Origin of the sequence: Solidesulfovibrio aerotolerans, assembly GCF_009856865.1 — a bacterium.
In the GTDB taxonomy this organism is placed as follows: domain Bacteria; phylum Desulfobacterota; class Desulfovibrionia; order Desulfovibrionales; family Desulfovibrionaceae; genus Solidesulfovibrio; species Solidesulfovibrio aerotolerans.
The window spans coordinates 1-7,167 of record NZ_WVUD01000078.1 but is presented as its reverse complement, the minus strand read 5'-3'; the positions used below and the strand labels follow the sequence as shown (position 1 = coordinate 7,167).

Sequence of the window (7,167 nt, the reverse complement as noted above, 5' to 3'; positions counted from 1 at the left end):
TTGAACTTGATGTCATGGCAATTTATGCCATTTTTTCAAAATTGATCGCCTAAGTGGAAAGGCATCATGAGCTTGCACCAGTTGTCGCTTTCAGGCGTCAAGCCTTTTCTTAGCCGGACAGTAATGAAATAGTGCCTAATTCCGTTTGTCAATTGTGTTTTTCATGAAAAAAACAAGAGGAGTCAACCATTTTTACTATGAATGCATGAGCAGCCTGAGGGCCTCATAAGGACCTTACTATTAATACAATGGCAAGTACTATCACACCTTGAACAGCACCCTGAGCAGCATAAGCCATAATTATATCACCTTACATTATGAACAACTAAGTTGACCGTAGAACACATCAACAGCGTGGACCCTTTTCAACTGTGCGGGCATGGCTCTCGGCTTCTTTTGAGATATGGGGAGGCCGACTGTCGAGTAGACCGTAAGCCGCCACATATTCATCTTCACGCATCGTAGCTATCCATGTTTACCGGATGCCTCACGCTTGGCGCTTCGCCGTGATTTCCTCAATAACTTTGAGCAACGCCTCCATCTCTAAAGGCTTTGCCAAGTAGCCGTCCATGCCCACATCAAGGAATTTCTCTTTGTCGCCAGCCATGGTGTAGGCCGTTAGAGCGACGATAGGGATATTGGCCTTGTCTTTTCCAGCCTCACCGGCTCTTATGCGTTTTGTGGCTTCAGCGCCGTCCATGAGGGGCATCTGAACGTCCATGAGGATGATTTCAAATTCACCCGCCATCAAGGCATCCAGGGCCTCTTGCCCATCTTTTACCGCAACCACCCGATGGCCGAGTTTTTCAGCCATCCTTTTCGTGGCGAGACGATTGATCTGTTCATCTTCTGCCAAAAGAATCGAAAGCGTCTCTGGAAGATTGCTCCGGGGTTGATCAGTGCTGATGGCTTCACTGAACGGATCGGCAAGCCCGAAAGCGATACAGAAATAAATGGTTGTTCCAATGCCAAACTCACTCTCGACAGCAATATTGCCTCCCATGAGATAAACCAATCGCTTGCATATTGAAAGGCCAAGCCCGGCACCCTGGTAGTCTCTTCTGTACCCTTGGCTTACTTGCGAAAATGGCTTGAAGAGCGTCTGAAGTTTGTCATCCGGAATGCCTATACCTGTATCGGTTACAGAAAAAAGCACTCGGTATTCTTCATGATCGCGAGGCGGCAAGGGGTTTGCCTCGATCACAATTTGCCCTTTATCGGTAAATTTGATCGCGTTTCCAACCAGATTGCCCAATACCTGCTGCAACCTCGCCCCATCCCCTTTGAGCACAGCGAGTATGCCTGGGTTTATATGGCACTCAAGGCTGATATTTTTTTCATGCGCCACAGGTGTGAAAAGTTGCAATACGGCATCCATGACGTCTTTGAAATCAAAAACTTCCATGGTGACATGCAACATTTCCGCTTCAACCCGAGATAGATCAAGGATATCAGAAAGAAGCCGCGTCAAACGGCGAGAAGAGCGAGCAGCTTGTGTCAAGTATAGATTTTGTTCGTCGTTGACCGGAGTTGTTTGCAGAAGCTGAAGCATCCCCAAAATTCCATTCAGAGGGGTCCTTATTTCATGGCTCATGTTTGCCAGGAATTCTGACTTTGATTTGTTAGCTGCTTCGGCGGCTTGCTTGGCTGACAAGAGTTCCTTCTGAGCAAGCTTATACTTGGTAATGTCACACACATTTTCAAGAACGTATTCGACATTGTTTTGTTTGTTAAAAATTGGAACAACAGTGATGTCCTTGTAGCTTCCATTTATGGGGTTTCGATCCTCGAAGTTTCGGATAATACCATCAGAAAATGTTGCTACTGAATGGCACTTGTCGCACACATTCTCAAGATTTTTCATGACTTTATAGCAAAAAGGGCGGGTGTTGCGAATTTCGTTTGGCACCCACTCATGGTCGTACCAATTACTCAAAATGACGCGGTGGTCTTTGTCTACAACCATTATGAGGCTTTTTATCGACTTTAAGGTGCTTTGAAGCAAATTCATATAAGAGTCACGTTCGTTTTGTAACTTTTTAATGTCGCGGATCTCCTGGCAATAGGCCATGTAGCGACCGTCTTCTAAAGCTACGGCATCCAGGAGCACCTCTAAATAGCCACCGTCCTTTCTGAGCAAGCACCGTTCGCCTTGAAATCGCCCAGAGGCCTTAAGCTGCTCAAATGGTGTCAGCAAAAGAGCCTCGGATTCGGTTACGTCCACCTCGGCAATGGACATGGCGAGGAGTTCCTCCCTCTCGTAACCTAGTACATTGCAGGCCACCGGGTTCACGTCGAGATAGCGGCCCTTTTCGTTTGTGATGAACACGGCCACAGGTGAGTTGTCCACATAGGTGCGATATTTCTTCTCGCTCTGAGCCAAGGCATCCATGACCCGCTTGCGGTCGGTGATGTCCTGTACCGAGCCGTGGAGAATGTTGGGGCGGCCCTGATCGTCCTTCTCGACCAGCCCGCGCACCAAAACGTCCACCTGACTTCCGTCGGGTCGAGTGCGTCTCAATTCCAGTTCGTACCCCCCTCCGTGCTGTAACGCCTGAGTCACTGCCTCGTGCAGCCGCTGGGCGCTTTCGGGGTTGTAGAGGGTGAGTTGGCCGGCATAATCGGGCACGGGCTCGGCCGGGTTTAGGCCTAGGATCTCAAACATCTGATCCGACCACGTCACCGTGTCGGCTTGCGGGTCCCACGCCCAGTCGCCGACCTGGGCGATACGCTGGGCCTCGGCCAGGCGCTTGGCGGCCCGACGCAGAGCTTCCGACTGCTTTTGCTCGCTCAAGTCGGTGACCAGCATGGAGATACTTGGGGTGCCACCCTGCCGCAGGATGCTCAGGGAAAGAAGAACCGGGATTTGCCTTCCACTGGCCGAAGTGAGCACAACCTCGCCCTTGGCCCTATCCTTGACGGCTTGTTTAAGAAGGCTGGCAAACAACGTCTGGTCGCCGGGCGAGACGAAGTCCTGGAAAAAGCATCCTCGGACGCGCTCCGCAGGAGACTCCAGAAGAACGAAAAAATTGTATTGCAGAAAAGCACCAAGCCGTCTGTGCGCAGGGTTCCTGCAGACTCGCTCATCTGTTCGACCATCACCCGGTAGGCGTGGTCCGCACCCTCAAGCATGAAGATCTGGTCGTTCTTGGTGCCGGTTACGACGACTGCGTCGATTTCCCCGAGCCTTATGGCTTGGAGGGTTTCCTCGGCCTCTTTCAGGCGGGCACGCAGTTCCTCGTTTTCCCGTGCCAGTGCTTCCGGCGACTTGTAGGTATCCATGGGCATGGCGTGGCTCACTTTTTCGGCTGGATATCAAGTCCCTTGAGAATGCGCTCCTCATCAGACAAACTGCCGATGAACCTCCGCAAGGGAAGCGGCAGGATCTTTATGAGCGTGGGGACGGCCAGAACCTGCTGCTCCTTGGCCAACTCAGGGCGCTCGGAGATGTCGATGACCTCTATTTCGTAACGGCCCTTCAGGTGCCCCTCGCAGATATCCTTGATGGAAGAGATGGCCTCTATGGACCGGGGAGTCATTCCGGCCACGTAGAGGCGAAGGACGTAGTGCTGCTGGTCGCGAGCTTTAAGGGCCCTCTCAAAATCGTCAGCTCTGTTTTTCGGTTCACTCATGGCGTGCCAAGCTCTTGGATTCTGGTTTTTTTTACGACAATATTCAGGCCCACCAGGACTTTCTCGGTGTCGGCAAGGGTGCCTATGATCTTCTTGATCGGCTCAGGCAGCTTCCGCATCAGTGTGGGTGTCGCCACAATCTGGTCTTCGCGGGCCAGCTGGGGATTTTCAACGAGGTCGATGACCTCAATCTCGAACCGGCCTGTGAGGTAATCCTCACAGACCTTCTTCAGGTTGGCGAAAGCCTCCAGGGACTTGGGGGTCTGTCCGGCCACGTACAGGCGCAGTCTCCACAATTTTCCGGCTTCCTCGGCTTGATCCACGGGGCGGACATCTTCCTTGTCTGTCATTGAATCCTTGCCTCGTTCAAAGGGATTATGGAAATTCAGTCTGTCTTGCGGATGCGGGCCATCTCATCCCGGCGCGTGGCCAGGGCTTCAAGCTGGGCCGTGTCCTCAGCTTCGACCGCTTCCATCTCTGCTTCCATGGAGACCAGATCCTGCCTGATCGCGGCCATCTGCGACTCGAGTGCGGCCCGTTTGGCCAGCAGGGTGCGCTTGTGTTTTTTTAATTCCTGAGTGCGCCGCGTGGATTCTTCGCGCTCTTGGGCTTGCTGGGCGGCCCTGGCCGAGCCCATGAGCACGCCCTCGCTCCCAAGATAGACGTCGGCCAGCTCCAGACCCTGGCTTGAAAGAATGAACTCCCGCACCTGATTGGAGTGCTCCATGCCCCTGGACTTGAGCACGAACAAGGCCCTGTTGCGCTCCCCGTTGGTCTCAATGTTACGCAGCAGAATCCAGGTGTCCATAAGCGAGGAAATGGCTGCCTCGGTGTACTCGCCCAAGGTCTTGCCCGAGGTGAGGTCCGTGAACAGGGTGGTGACTCCGCGCCCTTTAAGGAAGTCCACGAACCGGGTCAAAAGCGATTTTACCTCGTCCTCGTTGCCCACGGAGGAGAGGTTGGAGATGGGGTCGATGATCACCGCCTGGGGCTCAAACTCCCGGACCAGTTGGTACATGGTCAATAGGTGCATCTCCATGCCATAAGTGGTTGGCCTCGACGCATGGAACTTGAGAAGGCCCGCATCCATCCATTTCCCCAGGTCCATGCCGATGGAGCCCATGTTGCGGATGATCTGGCTGACCGGTTCCTCGAAAGCGAAGTACAAACACTTGCCTCCCGAGGAGCACGTTGATTTGGCAAAGGCGGCGGCCAGGCTCGATTTGCCCGTGCCCGCCGCGCCCGAGATGAGGATGCTCGACCCCTGATAGTACCCCCGACCGTCGAGCATGGCGTCCAAGCGTTCCACCCCGGTCAAAACCCTCTCGTTTGAGGTGGCGTAATCCAGGCTGATGGAGGTGATAGGCATCACCGTGAAGCCCTCCGAGCCGATGAGGAAGGGATACTCGTTAGTGCCGTGCATGCTTCCCCGGTATTTAACGATGCGCAGCCTGCGGGTGGCGACGTCATCTTTTACGCGGAGGTTCAGGTCCACCACACAGTCGGACACATACTCTTCCAGGCCGTGCCGGGTGAGGGTCTTGTCCCCACGCTCTCCGGTAATGATCGCGGTCAACCCCTTGTCCTTGCACCAGCCAAAAAGCCGCCGCAACTCGGCCCGCAGGATCAGCTCGTTGGGCAGGGCCGCAAACAAAGACTCTACCGTGTCCAGCACGATGCGCTTGGCTCCTACGGCGGCTACTGCCGCACCCAGGCGGATGAACAGCCCCTCCAAGTCGTACTCCCCGTTTTCCTCAATCTCGCTACGCTCCACCCGGATATGCTCGATGATAAGCTTGCCCGTGGTTTCCAGTTCCTTCAGGTCCCAGCCGAAAGTCGCCACGTTCTGGGCCAGTTCTTCGGGGCGCTCCTCGAAAGTGACGAACACACCGGGTTCACCAAATTCCGTGGCTCCACGCACCAGGAACTCCATGCCAAGGAGTGTCTTGCCGCAGCCCGGCCCGCCGCAGACCAAAATGGGACGGCCCTTGGGCAGGCCTCCACCAGTGATCTCGTCCAGCCCCTGGATGCCGGTCAGGCATTTGGGGAGTAGAGTCTCGCCAGCAATTGGAGTGGTGTTGATGAACATCCTGAAAGCTCCTAGGCTGTAATGTAATCATTTCGGGACAAGGCACTCTTGCACAAAATCGTAAATACCTGCAATAGTGTACATCCCCCCGCCATGTTTTTTCATATCACTGAAAATTCTTAATAAATAATCACGTTGCCAATGCAACGATCTTGACTAGAAGCTTCAGTTATTTAACAGAAAGACTAATTCCGCAGAAAATCGGTTGCGTTCGAGTAGTTCTGGGGAATAGCGGTCATGAAATTAAAATTGCAAGAGATTAGTCAGGCAAATTTTTTACAAATACAGGTTTAACCAGCTAAAACCCGACCATAAGCTGAACACTACTATGCAAAATGCTCTAAAAATTTGTTTATATACCGTAATCACAAGATATTCCTCTCTGTGATATTGAATCTAAAAAAAAGAGGCTCCGAAGAGCCTCCCGCTTATGTCTTTTTTAAACTCCAACAAGGCAGTGGGCAAGTTGCCCACTGCCTTTTCCTTCTCGCCTGCAAGATAATGGCAATACACGTCAGCGGTCATCTTCACCGTAGAGTGCCCCATGAGCTTGACTCTCTGCCGTTTTCCCGCGTGAGCGCACAGCTGCTGTTCCACCTGCTCTCAAAGCTCTACGAACGGACGTCGGTCCTGGTGACGACCAACCTGACCTTTGGCGAGTGGGGCCAAGTCTTTGGCGACGCCAAGATGACCACGGCGCTCTTGGACCGGGTGACACATCACTGCGAAATCATCGAGACCGGGAATGACAGCTGGAGGCTCAAACACAGAAGCCAATAAGCTCCCCCCCCCCGACTACGACCACGAGGAGAAGCCATGACGCTCAATTCGAGGGGGTCAAAATTGGACGCTGATTGGGGGTCAATTTTCGGTGCTGTTTGACACACGCGGACCAGCGACGAGGTGTGGCGTGCGATTTTCCGCTGCCAACGCATCGGAAATGTCCGAAAGTCCATTCTGGACCGACGCCGGGTATTTCTTCAGACCTCACAATGCAAAAAGAAAGGCCCCGACTGTAAAAGCCGGGGCCAGTAAAGTTGCGATGTAAAAATGACTAATGGGTTGTTGTGGCGGCCTCGACTAGAAGTGTAGAGCTAGTGTTTGCTACACGTGGAGTTTGCCAGATTGTATTTTTTACTGGCCTCTAAATGCTCTACTGCGAGGAAGACTGTCCGACAGTTAATTCACCCAATGGCATTACCTCCGTTAAGATTGCAAACAACCTTCACAAAGGACACGCCTAAGATCATTTCTGTCCGGCTAATTTAGAAGAGATAGCCTGCTAGAATTGTTTGGTTTTAAGCGTTGCCGTCGCGGGTTATAAGCGCCGGAGCAATAATGCCCCCCTGGAGCGACCGAATTCCTCGGTTGCGCCGGTCCGAAAGTGTACCGGCTAAAGCCTTCCACTCGATCTGCTGGTAAAGAGCCGGTCGCAAGGAAGGGAGG

Annotated in this window: 5 protein-coding genes and 1 pseudogene; 1 reads left to right on the top strand and 5 read right to left on the bottom strand. The window is 53.0% G+C overall.

Annotation, left to right across the window (positions count from 1 at the left end; all coding sequences use genetic code 11):
- Positions 1 to 487: 487 nt before the first annotated feature.
- Genes GTA51_RS19730 through kaiC form a run of 5 tightly spaced genes read right to left on the bottom strand, consistent with a single transcriptional unit; the run spans position 488 to position 5,721 of the window.
- On the bottom strand, positions 488 to 2,947 hold the full coding sequence (locus GTA51_RS19730) for a PAS domain-containing hybrid sensor histidine kinase/response regulator (protein ID WP_160964188.1): 2,460 nt from the start codon (positions 2,945 to 2,947) through the stop codon (positions 488 to 490).
- The gene (locus GTA51_RS19725) at positions 2,845 to 3,288 is read right to left on the bottom strand and encodes a DUF8755 domain-containing protein (protein ID WP_160964186.1); all 444 of its coding nucleotides are present in this window, start codon (positions 3,286 to 3,288) and stop codon (positions 2,845 to 2,847) included. Before GTA51_RS19725 ends, GTA51_RS19730 begins: the two co-directional genes overlap by 103 nt.
- 8 nt (positions 3,289 to 3,296) lie before the next feature.
- Positions 3,297 to 3,632: a circadian clock KaiB family protein gene (locus tag GTA51_RS19720; RefSeq protein ID WP_160964184.1), complete on the bottom strand. Its 336-nt coding sequence runs from the start codon at positions 3,630 to 3,632 to the stop codon at positions 3,297 to 3,299.
- Positions 3,629 to 3,982 carry a circadian clock KaiB family protein gene (locus tag GTA51_RS19715; protein ID WP_160964182.1) on the bottom strand — a complete coding sequence of 118 codons (354 nt, stop codon included), beginning with the start codon at positions 3,980 to 3,982 and terminating at the stop codon, positions 3,629 to 3,631. The genes GTA51_RS19720 and GTA51_RS19715 overlap by 4 nt, the downstream gene beginning before the upstream one ends.
- 35 nt (positions 3,983 to 4,017) lie before the next feature.
- A complete protein-coding gene (kaiC, locus tag GTA51_RS19710) occupies positions 4,018 to 5,721 on the bottom strand; it encodes a circadian clock protein KaiC (RefSeq protein WP_160964180.1) in 1,704 nt (567 codons plus the stop codon).
- Between the two features lie 513 nt (positions 5,722 to 6,234).
- Here kaiC and GTA51_RS19705 point away from each other — a divergent pair.
- A pseudogene (locus GTA51_RS19705) lies at positions 6,235 to 6,501 on the top strand (ATP-binding protein); the annotation flags it as partial.
- Positions 6,502 to 7,167 lie beyond the last annotated feature (666 nt).